Source organism: Pseudoalteromonas sp. 31A1 (genome assembly GCF_011378815.1).
Taxonomy (GTDB): Bacteria; Pseudomonadota; Gammaproteobacteria; order Enterobacterales; family Alteromonadaceae; genus Pseudoalteromonas; species Pseudoalteromonas arctica.
In genome coordinates this window covers 32,018-50,002 of record NZ_WTKY01000012.1, presented here as the reverse complement: position 1 = coordinate 50,002, position 17,985 = coordinate 32,018, and the positions used below count along the sequence as shown (strand labels likewise).

Here is a 17,985-nt window from a genome sequence, read left to right as displayed (position 1 = left end):
GGCCTTTTTTTATACCTAAAATTTGGCATTATTTAGGGCCAAAACCACTTTATTATTTATCAAAAATACAAGTAAAGCTTACGCTCATCCTACGTTTTATACGTAACCTCACAAGACTGCTTTTAATATTTACCCCTTACACTATCCATCAGTTTTAATAATACTTTCAATAACGTAAACCTAGCATTATTTATCTAAAATATTTTTAATATTGATTTGCATTTTGCAAATCAAAAATTAAAACATCTAATAAACAGTAACCATTAAAAACATAACCAACTGTATTTAATAGTTATTTATAGCTGGCATGGTCCTCGCAATATGTAAAGTGAGCATAAGCTCTTCTAATTTAAAGGCTACGATTATGAAAACTATTAAACATAACTTAAATAGCAAAAAGCAAAAAGGTTTTGTACTAACGTCAGAGCTAATCATTCTTTCTACTTCAATGGTAGCAGCACTTGTAATTGGTTTATCTACATTACGTGACTCGGTAACCAGCGAACTTGAAGATGTAGCTGAAGCAATTGGCTCACTTGACCAAAGCTATGTATTTGACGGCATGATTAACGCCGAAGGCACTGCTGAAGTGTCTGGCTCTGGGTTTGTAGATTCAGTTGATGTGTACGCAGGCGATGGTAGTTCATTCACTTTTGTTGCATCAGACTTTAGTGAAAGTGCCGCACTTGTTAATGCTACACCAAGCGGCGATGCTGCAACTCGTACAGCAGCTGGCGGTTCGCAAGGTAACTAACGCAAGGTAACCAATATAAGGCAACCAGGTTTGAATACCAAGCTTAAGGCTCACTGCCACAAAAGTGTGGCAGTGAAAGTTACTCTGGAGGAATATTATGAAAAGTAAAAGTAACAAAGGCGCAACCACAGCGGCTCTCACATTACTCATCACCTCTGGCATGTTAGCTTCGGCTTTGGGCATTAGACAGGTAAACGATGAAAATAGCGTAACAGCGTGGGTAGTAAACAAAAATATGTCGGCCGGTCAAACAGTTACCGTTCATGATGTAGAGCAAAAAAGTATAGATCCAAGTAACTACTCAAATATTGCACTGAGCGTTCAAAATCCGCGTGCATTAATTGGTCAAAAATTAGCAACTAATAAAATGGTTGAGCAACCCTTGTTCGACACTGATTTTATTAGAGCGAAAAGCCAAAATTTGTCAGAAGCCATACCGGCAGGGCGTGTTTTATATACTTTAAAACTAAATACCTTAGATATCCCGCTTTCGCGTATACACAAAGGAGACCGACTAGACATAGTTGCTAAAACTAATCGTTTAGTAAGAACAGTCGCCCGAGATGTACAGCTTATTGGTGTTTCAAAAGGGCCTAAATCTCAAGCCGCAAAAAGTGGCGTAATGGATAATTTAGCAAAAGAGACAAGCTCCGCTGGCGGTGTTTCGTTAGTACTTGCGGTACTTCCAAAAGATGTTTATTCATTGGCTGGTATAGATAATGCCGACAAAGTATCAATTATTGTGCATAGCGCTTATGACATTGAACAAGGTCGTTTGCAAAACTTTTCACGCTTACAAACCAGTCGCACAATCGAAGTGGTTAAAGGCGTTAAAAATGAAGCTGTATATGTAGCTAAGTGAGTTTTTATGTTTAATTTTTCAAGCAAACATGAAGAAGTTCAAACCAGTTTAAGTACCTTTGAAGAGCTTAAAAAGCTATTGCACGATGCCGTTATCGAAGAGTACGAACAAGAACCAACCGCGCTTTTATCAAGTAACGTTCTCGAAAAAATCTCTGCTTTGTGCAGTGAAATTCCACAATTTAATCAATCTTCATTTAATCAACACCAACAAGAGCAGGTTGTTCAGGCTGTATTTGATGAAATTCAGGGTCTGGGTCCTATTGCACAGTTTATGCTGGACGATCAGGTGAGTGATATTTTAATAAACGACACGCAAGATATTTGGATTGATAAACAAGGCAAACTACTTTGCACAGCCAGTAAGTTTGATGACGAACGCCATTTACGCCGATTTGTTGATCGCTTACTTGATGGTTGTGGCCGACAAGTGAATGCGCTTATGCCAATTGTTGATGGCAAACTAAAAGATGGTAGCCGTGTTCATATTATTGTACCGCCTGCGTGTACCAGCGCAGCTATTGTGTCTATTCGTAAGTTTAACCATAAAAAAATAAACGATGACTTTTTAGTTAATAACCATTTTTTAGATAAAAACATCCTATCATTTTTAAAAAGTGCAGTTAAAACAGGCGTTAATATTTTAGTATGTGGCAATGCCGGGGCTGGTAAAACGTCATTATTAAACGTACTTGCCAACTCAATTAATCCGAATGAACGTGTTGTAACCATTGAAGAAAGTGCTGAGCTTAATTTGCATCACAACCACGTTGTGCAATTAGAAGCCCACGACACAAACAGCGATGGTAAAGGTGCAGTAAGCCTAAGAGATTTAGTAAAAGCAGCCCTTAGAATGCGCGCAGATAGAATACTTGTAGGTGAGGTACGCTCAGGCGAAGTAATCGATATGCTCCAAGCAATGAACTGTGGTCACCAAGGTTCGATGACGACCATACATGCTAACAGCGCAAATGATGCCGTTATTCGTTTATCTACCTTAGTGCAGTTACACAATGCACAACTGAGCGATACCCATACAAGTTCGCTAATCGCGTCGAGTATTCAACTTATTGTGCATGTTTCTCGCTCAACTAATGGCACCCGAACTCTAAAAAGTATTGGTGAAATTAAGCGTGTTAATGGCGGCGCACATTTTAGCCCGCTTTATAGTATTAACGAAGCAGAGCCTGTACAAAGTGAGTTAATAGATAACTCAAGTGTTATTGAGTTTATGAAAGGCCAAGGCGCAAATGCAAAAGAATTAAAAGCATTACTGCACAATAACCCGGAGGCTAACAATGACTAAACTTGATTATTTATTAGCTATAGCGGCGGTTATAACCTTTGTACTTGCAACTAGTGTGTTGGTTTCTTTGTATGCTAAAAATAAAAGCAGCCAAGGCACTAAAAAAGTAGATATTTTAGAAGAAAAAGACGTACTTACTCTGTCACTACGAGTGCTAGGCTTAAACATAAGTAACGCCTGGTTTATAAGCATGGCGTGCTCGCTTTCGAGTAGCTCATGGTTTTTAGCCAAATTATATTACCCCGAGGCATCTACAAGCGCGTTTATAATTTCAATAGTCGTTTTTATAACTTGTTTTATTACTGTGATTGACTTAGCTCATTATAAATTAGCTAAATTTGAACATCATTTTTTAGAGTTTATAGAAACCGTGCAATCGTGTTTAAGCACCGGTTTATCGCTACAACAATCAATGCAGTTTGCTGATGAACATGCAGACCCATACATAAAAAAGCAAAGTACTTTGCTATTACAACGCATGAGTATGGGTAGCGATGCCGAAACATCATTTTCTCCTTTAATTGAAAGATACAACTGCGAAACAGTTAGATTGTTTGCTCATAGCATCATCACGCATACACAAAGCCAGTGTGATTTAACTGACATGCTAAAAAGCGTATGTAACATGATGTCACTCAGAACTCTCGATCGCCAACAGCTAAAAGCAAAGCTATCGGGTACTAAATATGCGGCTGTATTTAGTGGCTTTTTACCTTATGCCTTAATTCCTTTATTTAGCTATACCGATCCTACCTGGTTTGAACCGTTACTAAACGATCCCAATGGAATCGCATTTATAACAGTTGCACTTATTTGTCAGCTATTTGGATTTTTGTGGCTACGCCTTAGCTTAAGGGTAACATTATGATTGATATACTTTTACTTATCGGACTTTTAGTGAGTATGGGCTCGTTTATTCATATTCATAGGCAGTCTCTTAAAGTTGAATTAGATAAACCCGATACTAAAAACATTAATTGGTATCCGCTAATCATCATCTCTAAACGTCAACTAAGACAAGCAGGGATTCAAATTAATAAAATATTAATAAGTCTGTACTGCTTCAAAGTGGCTGCTACTTTTAGTGCATTTACGGTTATAGAACTAACAGGTTATGAGCTGAGCCAATCGATTAAATTATTACTGTGTTTTATGTGTTTTTTTGCACCCGAATGCTGGTTTTTATTACGTAAAAATCAACGTCAAACCACTATTAATAATAGTTTAGAGTTTTTTTTACGGGTGTTACTGGTTTACATGCGCGCTGGATTTTCACTAGAGCGCTCATTTGCACTGGCGGTTGATCATGGATTAAATCAAAAACACCCATTGTACAAAGAGCTAAAGTTATTTTTATTCGAACTAAGCGCAGGTAAAGATCGTGAATTTGCATTTAATTCACTTTTTGAAAGAACCGGCGTATTAGGAATTAAAAAGCTCGCCAACTTAATGTTAATAGGGTCAAAACTTGGTACGCCACTTATCCAAGCAGTAGAGGCTCAACTTGAAGGCCTAGCTCTAAAAAAGAACATTTTACTCGCTAAAAAGGTAAACAAAAAAGCGATGCACACAACCTTTCCAATTATCTTAATTTGTTTTCCGATGTTTTTGGTATTGGTGTTTTTTCCCGCAGCATTACAAGTAATGAACGTACTTAAAATGCTTGTAGAAGTGTTATAGGAGCCTGATATGAAAAAGCATTATCAACAAGGGTACATACTTACTATTGAGCTTATATTAATTATTACAATTTTAATTATTGGCTCAATTGGTGGAGTTATTTTAGTCAGGGATGCCCTTATTAAGCGCCATCAAACTAAAGTAGATAATCAAATTACTGTCGTTGATGCTAACAATAGACCACTCGGTATTGCAGTAAGTTTTGATGAGCACCAAGCACCACTCGTTTTTTATACAGACCGGGGAGCAAACAGCACATATAGAGCATTAGTAGGCATACGAGATGATAGGTTTACCTCGCGAGAAGCTGTTTATTACGATGCTCCAAATTGCCAAGGTAATCCGTGTTTAAAGGGCTTAAGCGACGAAGCAACAGACAGCCAAGGTGTGAGCAAACTAAATAATACCGGTAATGTAAGTTATATAAATGCGCTGCAGCAAGGTCCAAATTATGCAATAGGGCAGTTAGGTAATACCGTTATTGGTCAGTTATTAAGAAGTACGCCACAACAATGCCCTGCTAATAGTGAACAAATTCTATCTCGTTATGTATCGCAAAAAGTAGTAACAGGCTCACCTTGTGAAAGCTTTGAAATAGATAAGCAGCCGGCCGACAGCAGTTGTTTAGTTGGGGTAACAGCTTTAGGTAATTCACTTTTAGGTACAAGCGATCAAGGTTTATCGCAATCGTGTGATACATGCCAAACGGGGTACGAATCGCAAGGTGACATACTTGATTTATATTTACCCCAGGTAGAACCGCTTTTAAATACAGCCCTTAATGCACTGTCATTAGTTGGTATTGGAACAAGTGTTGATATAGAGCTTGGTACAATATGCTGCCCAGAAGGGACACGCTTAGAAGAAGATGAAAACATTGTAGAGACACTTGTTTTCACTATTTTACAAACTACATTTGAGCTCGCCGGTATTGATTTAGTAAATAACCTTATTATTAGTGAAACACTGAGCTTAATAGGGATTGAGCCAGGCATTACATATTGCAAAACATCACTTAATTTAGTTAATGCAGAACAAGTAATTAATATCACTACAGGCGAACCTGCACTTAGTAGCTTAACACCACCATTTAAAGTTTTACTGCCAGTACACAGCGGCCAAAACAGTACAACGTGGATACATACTCCCCCTAAAGGGGAAGGAGAACGTCAATGAACGCCTCAAATATATTTACCTCACATGCTAATGTAGCAGATACACAAGCTGATGAAATATCAACAGAAATTAAAGAAACGCTAACACTACTAAAACAGTTTTATGATGTTCCAATTGTTAAATTTATCGATTTTAGAGAAGTTTATTCAGAGCAGTTAATAACCTGCAACGATAAAGAAAGCGTCGAAAATGAGTTATTAAGCTATCAAAAACGCTGTACACAAGAAAAACTATATCTATTTGAAGATACTTTTTTTGATGATGTATCAAACAACACGCACAAATTAATTCGTTTTTATGCACAATATCCAATTTATAGTGTCACTAATAAATTAATTGGCGTAGTGCTGATGGCCGATTTAGCACCTAAAACATTAATAGGTTCACAAAAAGATCAGTTTATTTCATTTGCTAAATTATTGCAGACACAGTTAAATAAAAATTCAGATTTAGTAAGTAATCAAAGTACTAATCCTGCGAAAAAAAATTATAGGGAAAAGTATATTCATGTATTTAGTTTAGCGCCCGTCGCATTCTTAATTGCATTAGTATTATGTTCATTCACTGCATTACTTCTTTATACTATTGAAAAAAAGGAGCTGCAAAGTAATTACAATCAACAAACCCAGCAATTACGTAAAACGTTATTTAATGCATTAGAGCGATTTGATAATCAAGGATTGTATATATCTCAAAAAGATTTAGTTATTGCAGGCTTTTTGCAAAGCCAAAATAATTATACAAAAGAGCAACTTAGTAATTTAGTGCAGAGTCAGGTTTCACAAAATTTAACTTACAAAGGGTATGTTGTGTTTGATTATGAGTATAACCAGCTTGCACTTTGGTCAAAAAACAATTTTGATTTAGCCGCGTATGGGTTTACAAACTGGTTAGAAAAATTTAATAAAAGAGCTAATAAACAAGCAGTAGAAGTATTTACGGTTGCTGATACGGCCTTCTTAATTTCTGAAATAAAAATAAAACAAGGCTCTATTTATACACTTACAGCATTTGATTTAAGTAAGTTTTTAAAAGCCGTTATTGGCAAATTAAACACTGAAAATTATAACGTTTTTATAGCAACACCACAGTTTACTTTAGGAAAACAAGGAGAAGTAAACCCGAGTATAATTAAAAATAGTATTAGCGCTTTAAGCAGTCGTTTTCCACCTACTTGGCGTTTGCATGTGCAACCAATGAATAAAATAGTACGACCACAAATAACTAAATACAGTTTAATTAGATTAGGGTTAATCTCTTTTTGTGTATTCGCGTTTGTGTATTATTTTTTACGTTTACCAAGGCGTTTACACAGTGAAATAAAACAAAAAAATCAGTTAATACTCAATAGAGAGGAGCTTTTTTCAAGTTCTCTGGATGCACTGCCGCATGGGTTTGCTATTTTTAATAGCCATGAATTTCCTGTGATTACCAACAATGCTTTTAATCTTTTATTTGCACAGGTGAATAAACAAAACAGTCAGCTATCGTATAGCCAGCTGATAAGTATTGCGCAGCAGCATAATATTATAAATCACTACCATGAACATCATAAGCTTGATGATGACCGTAACCAATTAATAGATATAGGTTTTACAGACGGGAAGTGGATAACTGTATTACAAAGACATACAGATTTTAATGGTTTCGTTTGCTACTTTAGAGATGATACAGAGGCACATCAAAAAGAATGTTTACTTGCTGATGTTCTCGAAAAATCAAAACAGACAAATCAATTAAAAGAAAAATTTGTTACAAGGCTTAGCCGTCAATTAAAAACGCCTTTATCATCTTTAAAGTCATTAGTTGAAATATCTAAAGATCCAATAAGCTTTAACGAATTTAAAAACAATGTGGGGAATATTTCTGATGCATGCGACCAGCTCGAAAGTGTAATTCAGCAACTCGTAAATATAAATAAATCGGAAATAGGTAAGTTAAAGCTTCAGGCCAAAAACGTAAACCTAAATCAAATGATCAATAATAATATGTCGATTTTAGCAAAAGAGGCTGAAAATAAAAGAATCGTTCTTAAAAATAATATTACGCCTGAATTAACGGTCGCAAGCGATGAAAAGTTAATTTCTCAATTGGTTATTCAATTAGTGACTGAGGTTTTGGATTCATCAAATAATACAACGCTTTCAATTAACGCTCAGATTAAAAATGAAAGTAAACGTAATTACTTATACCTCGATTTTTCATTAAGTAATTTGATCGACAGTAGTAACTTTATAACTGAGCTTAAAAGTATATCGGGTGATGATATAACGCGCTTTATAGATGATAAAGACGTGTCATTAGAGTTAAAGTTTTTTATTTCAATATTTAAAATGTTAGGTGGTAAAGCGATAACTGTAAGTAGTAACGCGAATAAATCAACGATATCACTTTCTATGTTGGTCAACATAGCAACCAAACAAGGTAAAGGTAAAGACAACGAGCAAGAAGTACCAAGTAGCTCGTTAACAAATAATGATTTAGTAAAAGCTAGTTTAGTAACTAACAAACACCAAAACACGCTATTACTGGTTGATGACGATCCTCTTGTTGAGATTGTAATTAGAGCGATGCTAAAAAATGAAAATATTAAAATAGATTACGCGCGCAGTGCAATAGAAGCGATGTTGATGGTATCGCAAAACAGTTACGACATTATTTTAATGGATATAGTTATGCCTGAGCTATCGGGAACTGACGCGATGTTAAAAATTAAAAAACACAGTGATAACTCTAAAACTAAAATCATTGCACATACTTCTACACCCGATACAGATTCTAAATACGTAAATCAGGGTTTTGATGACTTACTATTAAAACCAGTAAAGCAGGGTGTTTTAATAAACCAAATATCACGTATTTTAAAAAGATAAGCCAAAGGAGTAATAAATGAATAATACTATTGGAAATATGGCGGAAGTTATCGATTTTAAAGTAATACCTATAGATAACACTAAACGACTACTTTTAGTAGATGATGATTTACTAATAGAAATTGTAATTAGAAAAATGCTCAAAGAAGAAAATATTTTAATTGATTTCGCATCAAGTGCAATAGAGGCACTACTGATGGTTTCTCAAAATATTTACGACATTATTATAATGGATATAGTCATGCCGCAATTTACAGGCACTGACGCAATGCTAAAAATAAGAAAGCATGCTGATGCATCAGCAACAAAAATTATTGCTCATACATTTAGTGAAAACGAAAATAGTGATAACAAGTATGTGAAGCTTGGGTTTAACGGCCTGTTATTGAAGCCAGTTAAGCAAAGTGTATTAATAGAAAATATTAGATCTTTCTTGGAATGATAAATTGAAACAGTAGGGCGGTTAACTATTTTTTATTTATAGCTTACTAAAAAATTAAATTATAATTTTTGAAAGCACTAATGTTTATTAGTGCTTTTGTGTATATGAACCTTTAATTTATTTAAATTTATAAAAGTCCTTTAATAAGAATAATTACTTCAAATTATTTCTTCAAAGTATTACAAACTACGCTTTTGTAATTGTTGCATGTATACGAGTCATCGTTTCACACTTCTTAAAGCGGTTTGATAATCACAATTATTAAACACTGCAATATTATAAAGTCAGTAAATTTATTTAGCCTAGAGCCCACGTATCACAGGGGTTTAACTTTTAAAACATTAAGATTTTTTAATAACTAATAAATACTTATCTTGGGATGGAATTTGCTTTATAAGGCTATATTCCACTTTTATAGTTCAATAAACATTATAATTTTTAATGTTAAAGAGGCAAAATTATGAGCAAAACACAGTACGTTACAGTAGATGGTCATCAAATTGCTTATCAAGAAATGGGACAAGGAACACCTTTATTATTGATACACGGAATACCAACCAATAAATTTTTATGGCGAAATGTGATGCCAAAACTTGCATCAAAACATCGAGTAATAGCGCCTGATTTACTAAACTTTGGTGAATCAGATATGCCAAGTAACACAGATGTATCTATAAATGCGCAATGTAGAATAATGTGTAAGTTTATGGAAGAACTCGGTATTTCTAAAGTTAATATTGCTGCACATGATATTGGTGGTGGTGTTGCTCAATTAATGGCTGTAAATCATCCGGATAAAGTAAACGGGTTGGTTTTAATTGATAGTGTATGTTTTGATTCTTGGCCAATACCAGAATTTGAACCTTTGCTAGAACCAGGTGTAGAAGAAAAAACAACTGTAGCTGAATTTGTAGATACATTAAGAGATTTCATGCCCAAAGGTGTTTACGACTCGAGCGTAATGACTGAAGAGTTGATGAAAATATACTTAGCACCATGGAGTAATGAAAAAGGAAAAGCCGCTTTATTTAGTAACATGCGCAGGCTCAATAAAGAATATACCGAAGCTATTACAGGCGATCTTAAAAGCTTACCTCATGAAACACTCATAATATGGGGTAAAGAAGACAAGTTTCAAAAGCCAAAGTATGCGCCAATGTTAGAAGAAGCAATTCCAAATTCATCATTGATTTGGATAGATAGAGCCGCTCATTGGGTTATTGATGAACATCCAGATAAAGTGTCTGATCTTATTAGTGAATTTATGAATGATAAAACATTCTAGTGAATTACTAGGTTTATTAAAAAGCTATTTGTTTCAATACGTTAAGTTTGATTGGGTAAAGTAGCGAATAGGCAATCATTGTAATACCGCTTGATAATATTAATAACCAAGCGGTATTTTTATATGTTCAAGAAGCTAATACCGTAAATGGGTAAGACACTGACTATTAAGATAAGTAGGTTAATGCTTATTAAATAGTCAAAATATCGCATTTATACGTTAATTAATGAAGGTGAGTAACTTGGTTATGTATTTATTTATACTATTTAACATAATATAAATTATAGGTAGTTAATGCATATATAGAAAGAGCGCTTAAATGCGCCCTTACTATGTCCAATACTAGGTGGTATCGGACATTAGGTGGTTTTATTACAATAACAGGTATTACTAATACAGATACTTTATTTATCAATTTGTTTAATCAATACTTAATAAACGCTCAGCTGTATATTCGTTAGTAATTAATCCACTGATCATGTTTGACCTTACTGCGCCTAAAATGGCTAACACTTTTTCTTCACCAGCAGCTATCGCATAAATCTGTTTGTTAGCATTTGTTTTTAATGGCGTACTTGCTACACGCTGATTAACTTTGCAATCTAAAAGCTTACCGTTTTTATCAAACACCCAACTAATCATTTCACCAACGGCACCGAGTTCTTGTAACTCTTTAAGTTCTTGCGCATCAATAAAGCCATCTATATGTAATGGCGATTTTTCACCTAAGCTACCAATACCCACAAATGTTACATCGGCATCTTTAGCGAGTTTTAAATTACCGGTAATATTTTGTTGTGCATGTAACTGTTCTTTTTCTTTAATACTTCTTGGTAAAACTGGCAATGGCATTGGGTAATGTTTTGCATTGGTATGTTCGGCCATTCTTACTACAACATCATAAGGTGAAGCCGATCCATCTAAAGCCATATTACCTAGCATTGCTACAATTTTATGTTGCGGGCAATCAACAGTTCTTAGCTCATCAACACATGAACGTAAAACTCGACCGGTTCCCATAGCAAGTACTTTGGGTTGTTCTGATTTTAAATGACGTTCTATTTCTGCCGCGCCAGCTTGAGCCAAACCTAATGTAGATGAAGGTTCAGACGGATCGCTCGGTACAACTTCGCACGAATCTAACCCAAAACGGCTTTTTATTTTTTCGGCCAGATCCATACATTTAGCAATCGGGTGATCTAGCCTAACTTTAATTAGCCCTTGGCTAACTGATAACGCAACCATTCTTTGTGCAGACTGGCGAGATATGTTGAGCTTTTTAGCTATTTCATCTTGCGTTTTACCGCCAACATAATACAACCACCCTGCTCTGGCCGCATCGTCTAGCTTTCTAATTTCTGTATTTGATAGCTTTACCACGTAAACCTCTTAAAATAGAAGGAAAACTAAGTCCTTATTTTCATTACATAATTTTAATTATATGTGCTGCTATATAAATTATTTTATTAATTTTGGAGTATCTATTTATTAATAACGTTTTTGTTATTTATAGTTGTAAATATACCATTCCTTAATAAAAAATACCTAGGTTTCATAGGATTATGTAATTAGAATTTAGTTAATAGCACCTTTATAAAAGTGCTATTCAAGGTAATTTAAAATTGGCTTTAGCTAATTGTTAAACCATTATTATCAAACTTTAATACTTTATCTGCAGGTGCGCTTAGGTAAATACTGTCGCCATATTTTAATGGGCAATCACCATCAGCTTTTACTGTTACGGTCCCTTTGCCTTCAATATTTATATGTAAAAAGCTCTCCGATCCTAAATGCTCAATTACACCGACAGTTCCAGCCCAAGTACCCATTTCTGAAGAGAGTGTTATATGCTCTGGTCGTATACCAATACAACTAACATTCGAATCTTCATTTTGTGGATCATCTATAAAGTTCATTTTTGGAGACCCAATAAAACCAGCTACAAATTTGTTTACTGGGTTTTTATAAAGCTCTAAAGGTGTGCCTACTTGTTCAATAATACCGGCATTAAACACAGCAATTCTGTCTGCCATTGTCATGGCTTCAACCTGATCGTGTGTAACATAAATCATTGTTGTAGCTAAACTTTTATGTAGCTCAGAGATTTCTAAACGCATATTTACACGTAGTGACGCATCGAGGTTTGAAAGTGGCTCATCAAACAAAAATGCCGACGGTTGACGTACAATAGCGCGCCCTATTGCAACACGTTGGCGCTGACCACCCGATAATTGCCCAGGTTTTCGGTCTAAATAGTCGGTTAAATTAAGTATTTTAGCGGCGTTTGCAATTTTACTTTCGATTTCTGCAGGGCTTACCTTGGCTCTTTTTAAAGGAAAAGCAATATTATTACGTACGCTCATATGCGGGTATAACGCATATGATTGAAACACCATTGCTAAGCCTCTTTTAGCTGGCGGTGTTTTTGTAGCGTCAACACCATCTATTTCTATATTACCGCTGGTTGTATCTTCAAGCCCTGCAATCATTCGTAATAACGTAGATTTACCACAGCCCGACGGACCAACAAAAACGATAAATTCGCCATCTTTTATTTCTAAGTCGAGAGGCTTAATTACGTTAACTTCATCAAAGTTTTTAGTGACTTGTTTTAGTGTGATGCTGCCCATGTGTATTCTCCTATTTCACTGCGCCGAAACTTAATCCGCGCACTAATTGTTTTTGACTAAACCAACCAAGTATTAAAATTGGCACAATGGCCATGGCAGATGCTGCCGATAACTTAGCGTAAAATAACCCTTCCGGGCTTGAGTAACTGGCAATAAATGCGGTTAAAGGTGCAGCATTAGCAGCGGTTAAAATAAGGGTCCAAAATGCTTCATTCCACGATAAAATAACATTTAACAATAGCGTTGATGCTATACCAGGTAAGGCTATTGGTAATAAAACATGAAATATTTCTTCGCCAATTGTTGCGCCATCCATACGTGAAGCTTCAAGTATTTCGTTTGGTATTTCTCTAAAGTAGGTGTAAAGCATCCATACCATTATTGGTAAATTAATCAGTGTCATTACAATCACTAAACCCAATTTTGTATCGAGTAATGCAAAATCACGAAACAATAAGTAGATAGGAATAAGCACGCCTACTGGTGGTAACATTTTGGTTGAAAGCATCCACATTAATAGATGCTTTGTTTTTTTAGTTTGAACAAAAGCCATAGACCACGCAGCAGGTACGGCAATTAATAAACCAAGTAAACTTGAACCTAATGATATAACCACTGAGTTCCAAAAATGGTTAAAGTAAGGTGAACGTGACAATACATCTCGGTAGTTTTCGAGCGTCCAATCGAACACATATAAACTGGGGCTTGCTGAAATTGCTTCGGCTTCAGTTTTAAAACTGGTGATTAGCGTCCACAAAATAGGAAAGAAAATCATACCGCTTATTGTCCATGCAGCAATGGTATAAATTAGTTTGGAACGACGGCTATCTTTTATAGTCATAATTAACCCTCCAAGTTTTTGCCAATTAAGCGCATTAAAAATATAGCGACTATATTTGCAATAATAACTGCAACTATGCCCCCTGCCGAACCGCCACCTACATCAAATTGAAGTAGTGATTGCGTGTAAATTAAGTACGTTATATTGGTTGACGAATAACCAGGACCACCGCTGGTTGTAACTAATATTTCAGCAAAAATTGACAGTAAAAATATAGTTTCGATTAAAATAACAGCAGTTACAGCACGCGATAAGTGCGGCAAAACGATGTAAAAAAACTTACTAAATGGGCCTGCGCCATCTAAATCAGCCGCTTCTAATTGTTCACGGTCTAATGATTGTATTGCTGTTAGCAGTATTAATGCTGCAAATGGCAACCACTGCCAAGACACAATTATGATGATTGAAAATAACGGAATTTGAGCAAAAAAGTCGATAGGTTCAAAGCCAAGCCATATCGCAAAGTGTGCAAATAAGCCATTAACTGGGTTCATTAGCATGTTTTTCCATACCAATGCCGACACAGTTGGCATTACAAAAAATGGGGCTAGTACCATAATGCGAACGTAGTTTCGTCCCCATATTGCTTGGTCTAGTAAAATAGCTAAGCCAATACCACCACAAATAGTGATCAGTAAAACCCCAGTTACTAGGTAGAGCGTGTTAAAAAATGATTCAACAAAAGCCGGATCAGTTAGGAAAAATTCATAGTTTAAAAAGCCTACAAACTCTTTATCCCCTGGAACGAGTAAGTTGTAATCAATAAATGAAAAATACAGTGTCATACACAGCGGAACTATCATCCAAGCAAGTAATAAAATTACACTAGGAAGAAGCATAAACCGAGCAAGCGTGCGCGAGTTAGTTGTTGCCATAAAGGTGACCTTAAAAAAGCCAATACTATTTACTCTTAGCTACCGAGTGAAAATCAGAAACCCTTGATAGCGTTATAACTAACAAGTAAATAGAATTGACATAAAATATTGGGTAAGTTTGAGTACTTACCCGCCCATTACATGCTATTTAGGATAGCGAGCTTTACGCATTGTTCGCTCAACGAGATGCTGAGATGTACTAAGCGCTTGTTTTACGGTCATTTGGCCAGTTAATGCTGCTGAGAATTGTTGCCCAACAGCTGTACCAATTCCTTGAAACTCAGGAATAGCAACAAACTGAATACCTACATAAGGCACCGGTTTAACGGTCGGGTTTTTAGGATCTGCAGATTGAATAGAATCTAAGGTAATTTGCGCAAAAGGTGCTGCGTCCATGTACTTTTGATTACTGTAAAGTGATTTACGTGTACCTGGCGGTACTTTTGCCCAACCTTTTTTGTCGGCTACAAGTTGAGTGTATTCTTTAGATGTTGCCCAGCTAATAAATTTCATTGCGGCATCTGGTTTTTTGCTGCTTGCCGGTACTGCTAAAGTCCAAGACCATAACCAGTTACCGCGTTTACCTAGGCCGTTATCTGGCGCAAGTGCAAACCCTACTTTATCGGCAACTTCTGAGTCTTTTTTGTTAGTAACAAATGCGCCGGCAACGGTAGCATCAATCCAAATACCACATTTCCCGGTTTGAAATAGTGCAAGATTTTCGTTAAAACCATTTGCAGATGAACCAGCAGGTCCCGACTCTTTCATTACATCTACATAATACTGGAGGGTATTTTCCCACTCTGGTGTATTAAACTGTGGCTTCCAATTTTCATCAAACCAACGCGCACCAAACGAATTAGCCATTGATGTAATAAGTGCAACGTTTTCGCCCCAACCTGCTTTACCACGTAAACAAAGACCATATACCCCTTCTTTTTTATCGGTCATTGCTTTGGCAGCTTGTCGTATAAAGTCCCATGTTGGTGCTTTAGGCATTGCCAGCCCCGCTTTATCCATTAAATCAGTGCGGTACATAACCATTGAGCTTTCGCCATAAAATGGGGCTGCATAAAGTTTATCGTTAATTGTTAAACCGCTACGGATTGCAGGGATTAAATCGTCTAAATCGTAGTTTTCACCTAAACTATCTAACTCTTTTAACCAATTTTGTTTGCCCCAAATTGGTACTTCATAAGTACCTATAGTCATAACATCGTATTGGCCGCCTTTTGTTGCTACATCGGTAGTGACACGTTGGCGAAGAATGTTTTCCTCTAGAGTGACCCATTTTAGATCTATATCAGGGTTTTGGCTGGTAAAGTCACTGCTTAATTCTTTCATGGTGATCATGTCACCATTGTTAACAGTGGCTATTGTAATGGTTTCTTTTGCAGCAGCGCCCATGCTTATGAAGCCACACGCGAGCATAATTAATTTATTTTTCATCGGGTAATTCCCCATACACGTTATGTTTTAACAAGTGCTATTAAATTTCAATCTATTGCCAATTCTATATATGGCAGTTTTAAAGCATAAAACTGCCCGCAAAGTGCCTTTTTAGGCGCTTTGTATAAATAGATAAACTAGTTGGATAATGATTTAAAATTTAACAGATATTTCAGAAGTAAAGCCGTCAAATCCTTTACCGATTTGGCCGCCCGAATTAACACCTTCTTCTTGATTAACATACTCAACTTTTAAAAGCGTTTTATCGTTAAACCAGTAACCTGCGGCTACTTGTATACGCTCTACTGTGTTGTCTGTTTGTTCAATTAAGTCGGAAGTGTTTTCGGCTTCTGCATAACGAGCCGCTACATATAGCTTTTTAGGGATTAGATATTGTTGTGCTTCAAACACGAAGTACTCAACCGATGAGTCGCCTTCTATTACACTGTTTGAATCAAAAGTAGTGCCATTTTCATCTGCTATGCCGTTTGTACCAAAGTAGGTAATACCGGCAACGGCATTACCAGCTGCATCTGCAAACGTGTAATCATCAGACGATTTACCAACCATAAAGATTAGGCTTGTTTCGTCCGATGGTTGATAAGCTAAGTTAAGCTGGATGATTGATTGCTCAAGCCCTGGCATTGCGCCAACGTGAGTGTCACGCTCGTTTGAAGGTGACGCTGAGAAGTTATAGTTTTCACCATCGCCAAAGCGGTAGTTTGTTGTTGTTACGCCATCAAGACTAGCTACACCATTTTCAAAACGTAACTGGTCACCTTGATTCGCTTTTAATAAGTTTAAGCCTGCTTTAAAACCACCTTCAAATTCTAAAGTACCTTGAAGACGGTAGTTATAACCGCGGTCTTCTTGAAAAGCTTCGCCAAAGCTAGAAGTAGTAATACCACCAGTTACATTATAAGCACGCACTACACCACTATCGAAAGTTTCGCTGTAACTTAGCTGTGCGCCGTTTTCTGCGGTTGCGTAGTCGGTTACACCATTACCAATAAGTGCATTATTTTGATTATCTGCACCGTCTTGAAAACCTTTAAATTGAAAAGGTGAACCACCAATATTACCTAAACGAAGCGTTAAGTTACTGTTATCTTTTGGTGTGCCGTAAAGACCCAATAGATCAAATTCAACACCTGCATAATCATTATGAAATGAAAAATCACGATCCTCGCCACCAAAATCATTAGGCTCTTCTGCAATGTCTATATCGGCAGTGATGAACTCGTTAATATGAAATTTAAGCATCAGGTTAGCTCTAATACGGCCAAATCCTGATTCTTGTTCTTCATCTTCTGGACGAAATGCGCCGTCTTTAGCCTGAATTGACTGAAAGTTTTGCATTAATAAAAAATCTACGTCTACTCGATCTAAATATTCAGAAATATCAGCCTGTGCTGGAGTCGATGTAACCATAGCTGCCGCTATGAGAGAAATTGCAAATTTAGTCTTTTTATTATTCAACATAATAAGCTCTTTATTTAGTGTGGTGTGTGATACCGACTTTATTAAATACATATTCATTTAACTAAGCTGGTACTAATTCAGTGTGTATAGATGAGGCTATTGAGCAAAATACTTTAAAGTCAATGAAATTGCACAAATGAGCATAAGCTCATCTACTGAGCATAATCACAGAATGAATTTGGAAGGTCAACGATTTTTTATTACAAAAAGTTTACAAAAAATAGAATTTATATGTAAATAATTTTGAATCAATAAGTTAAGTAGCAAATTTGTTACATCAAAATTTGAGGAAATAAAGAGCTGGATTAAGGAATTTATTGTAGATACGTTA

General features: G+C 36.0%; 15 protein-coding genes. 9 read left to right on the top strand and 6 right to left on the bottom strand.

What is annotated here, in order from left to right; translation table 11 throughout:
* The first annotated feature begins 364 nt into the window (after positions 1 to 364).
* The 9 genes from GQR52_RS12200 to GQR52_RS12160 all read left to right on the top strand — a co-directional run bounded on the left by GQR52_RS12200 (position 365) and on the right by GQR52_RS12160 (position 10,377).
* On the top strand, positions 365 to 754 hold the full coding sequence (locus GQR52_RS12200; protein WP_010552792.1) for a hypothetical protein: 390 nt from the start codon (positions 365 to 367) through the stop codon (positions 752 to 754).
* A 97-nt stretch (positions 755 to 851) separates the two neighbouring features.
* Complete coding sequence (locus GQR52_RS12195) at positions 852 to 1,616, top strand: hypothetical protein (RefSeq protein ID WP_165728634.1); 765 nt, start codon at positions 852 to 854, stop codon at positions 1,614 to 1,616.
* A 6-nt stretch (positions 1,617 to 1,622) separates the two neighbouring features.
* Positions 1,623 to 2,921: an ATPase, T2SS/T4P/T4SS family gene (locus GQR52_RS12190; protein ID WP_165728633.1), complete on the top strand. Its 1,299-nt coding sequence runs from the start codon at positions 1,623 to 1,625 to the stop codon at positions 2,919 to 2,921.
* On the top strand, positions 2,914 to 3,789 hold the full coding sequence (locus tag GQR52_RS12185; protein ID WP_165728632.1) for a type II secretion system F family protein: 876 nt from the start codon (positions 2,914 to 2,916) through the stop codon (positions 3,787 to 3,789). The genes GQR52_RS12190 and GQR52_RS12185 overlap by 8 nt, the downstream gene beginning before the upstream one ends.
* Positions 3,786 to 4,601, top strand: coding sequence for a secretion system protein (locus tag GQR52_RS12180; protein WP_165728631.1), 816 nt, complete (start codon positions 3,786 to 3,788; stop codon positions 4,599 to 4,601). The genes GQR52_RS12185 and GQR52_RS12180 overlap by 4 nt, the downstream gene beginning before the upstream one ends.
* 9 nt (positions 4,602 to 4,610) lie before the next feature.
* Positions 4,611 to 5,777, top strand: a complete 1,167-nt coding sequence (locus GQR52_RS12175) for a hypothetical protein (protein WP_165728630.1) — start codon at positions 4,611 to 4,613, stop codon at positions 5,775 to 5,777.
* On the top strand, positions 5,774 to 8,650 hold the full coding sequence (locus GQR52_RS12170) for a hybrid sensor histidine kinase/response regulator (protein ID WP_165728629.1): 2,877 nt from the start codon (positions 5,774 to 5,776) through the stop codon (positions 8,648 to 8,650). Before GQR52_RS12175 ends, GQR52_RS12170 begins: the two co-directional genes overlap by 4 nt.
* A 16-nt stretch (positions 8,651 to 8,666) precedes the next feature.
* Entirely contained in the window at positions 8,667 to 9,092 is a 426-nt protein-coding gene (locus GQR52_RS12165; protein ID WP_165728628.1) for a response regulator, read from the top strand.
* A 460-nt stretch (positions 9,093 to 9,552) separates the two neighbouring features.
* A complete protein-coding gene (locus GQR52_RS12160) occupies positions 9,553 to 10,377 on the top strand; it encodes an alpha/beta hydrolase (protein WP_165728627.1) in 825 nt (274 codons plus the stop codon).
* A 420-nt stretch (positions 10,378 to 10,797) separates the two neighbouring features.
* Here GQR52_RS12160 and GQR52_RS12155 read toward each other — a convergent pair whose 3' ends face one another.
* From GQR52_RS12155 to GQR52_RS12130, 6 genes are all read right to left on the bottom strand, one after another.
* Positions 10,798 to 11,757, bottom strand: coding sequence for a sugar-binding transcriptional regulator (locus tag GQR52_RS12155; RefSeq protein WP_165728626.1), 960 nt, complete (start codon positions 11,755 to 11,757; stop codon positions 10,798 to 10,800).
* A 248-nt stretch (positions 11,758 to 12,005) separates the two neighbouring features.
* The gene (locus GQR52_RS12150; protein WP_165728625.1) at positions 12,006 to 13,007 is read right to left on the bottom strand and encodes an ABC transporter ATP-binding protein; all 1,002 of its coding nucleotides are present in this window, start codon (positions 13,005 to 13,007) and stop codon (positions 12,006 to 12,008) included.
* Between the two features lie 10 nt (positions 13,008 to 13,017).
* The gene (locus tag GQR52_RS12145) at positions 13,018 to 13,848 is read right to left on the bottom strand and encodes a carbohydrate ABC transporter permease (protein WP_165728624.1); all 831 of its coding nucleotides are present in this window, start codon (positions 13,846 to 13,848) and stop codon (positions 13,018 to 13,020) included.
* Between the two features lie 2 nt (positions 13,849 to 13,850).
* Positions 13,851 to 14,723, bottom strand: a complete 873-nt coding sequence (locus tag GQR52_RS12140) for a sugar ABC transporter permease (protein ID WP_165728623.1) — start codon at positions 14,721 to 14,723, stop codon at positions 13,851 to 13,853.
* A 144-nt stretch (positions 14,724 to 14,867) separates the two neighbouring features.
* Positions 14,868 to 16,172 carry a sugar ABC transporter substrate-binding protein gene (locus tag GQR52_RS12135; RefSeq protein WP_165728622.1) on the bottom strand — a complete coding sequence of 435 codons (1,305 nt, stop codon included), beginning with the start codon at positions 16,170 to 16,172 and terminating at the stop codon, positions 14,868 to 14,870.
* Between the two features lie 153 nt (positions 16,173 to 16,325).
* Positions 16,326 to 17,654: a hypothetical protein gene (locus GQR52_RS12130; RefSeq protein ID WP_165728621.1), complete on the bottom strand. Its 1,329-nt coding sequence runs from the start codon at positions 17,652 to 17,654 to the stop codon at positions 16,326 to 16,328.
* Between the last annotated feature and the right edge of the window lie 331 nt (positions 17,655 to 17,985).

Coding starts and splice junctions, on each gene's coding strand:
- GQR52_RS12195 (WP_165728634.1), top strand. CDS start 852: ATGAAAAGTAAAAGTAACAAAGGCGCAACCACAGCGGCTCTCACATTA.
- GQR52_RS12165 (WP_165728628.1), top strand. CDS start 8,667: ATGAATAATACTATTGGAAATATGGCGGAAGTTATCGATTTTAAAGTA.
- GQR52_RS12170 (WP_165728629.1), top strand. CDS start 5,774: ATGAACGCCTCAAATATATTTACCTCACATGCTAATGTAGCAGATACA.
- GQR52_RS12185 (WP_165728632.1), top strand. CDS start 2,914: ATGACTAAACTTGATTATTTATTAGCTATAGCGGCGGTTATAACCTTT.
- GQR52_RS12130 (WP_165728621.1), bottom strand. CDS start 17,654: ATGTTGAATAATAAAAAGACTAAATTTGCAATTTCTCTCATAGCGGCA.
- GQR52_RS12200 (WP_010552792.1), top strand. CDS start 365: ATGAAAACTATTAAACATAACTTAAATAGCAAAAAGCAAAAAGGTTTT.
- GQR52_RS12145 (WP_165728624.1), bottom strand. CDS start 13,848: ATGACTATAAAAGATAGCCGTCGTTCCAAACTAATTTATACCATTGCT.
- GQR52_RS12175 (WP_165728630.1), top strand. CDS start 4,611: ATGAAAAAGCATTATCAACAAGGGTACATACTTACTATTGAGCTTATA.
- GQR52_RS12150 (WP_165728625.1), bottom strand. CDS start 13,007: ATGGGCAGCATCACACTAAAACAAGTCACTAAAAACTTTGATGAAGTT.
- GQR52_RS12190 (WP_165728633.1), top strand. CDS start 1,623: ATGTTTAATTTTTCAAGCAAACATGAAGAAGTTCAAACCAGTTTAAGT.
- GQR52_RS12180 (WP_165728631.1), top strand. CDS start 3,786: ATGATTGATATACTTTTACTTATCGGACTTTTAGTGAGTATGGGCTCG.
- GQR52_RS12160 (WP_165728627.1), top strand. CDS start 9,553: ATGAGCAAAACACAGTACGTTACAGTAGATGGTCATCAAATTGCTTAT.
- GQR52_RS12135 (WP_165728622.1), bottom strand. CDS start 16,172: ATGAAAAATAAATTAATTATGCTCGCGTGTGGCTTCATAAGCATGGGC.
- GQR52_RS12140 (WP_165728623.1), bottom strand. CDS start 14,723: ATGGCAACAACTAACTCGCGCACGCTTGCTCGGTTTATGCTTCTTCCT.